Genomic DNA, 202 nt, shown 5'->3' with positions numbered 1-202 from the left:
GATGGCGAAAGGACTTCACGTCATCGGCATGATCAGAGATATGAAGCAGCGTTATGATGTCGGCGGTAAACGAATGAATCTTCAGGAACTGTATCGAACCATACCTGGAAGTAAATCCGCTGAGATTCTGGGATCCGTGATCGTCAAGACGGGATGCGGGTTGCCGGTTAAGTTGGTATTTGTACAGAACCGCAATAAACGT

1 pseudogene is annotated in these 202 nt (G+C 47.5%); it reads left to right on the top strand.

Going from position 1 to position 202, the window contains the following annotated elements:
* Positions 1 to 202: pseudogene (locus VF724_RS21490) on the top strand (IS4 family transposase); the annotation flags it as partial.

The sequence above is a fragment of the Ferviditalea candida genome (assembly GCF_035282765.1).
Lineage (GTDB): Bacteria > Bacillota > Bacilli > Paenibacillales > KCTC-25726 > Ferviditalea > Ferviditalea candida.
The sequence above is the reverse complement of the archived record's forward strand: the minus strand, read 5'-3'. Positions and strand labels throughout refer to the sequence as shown.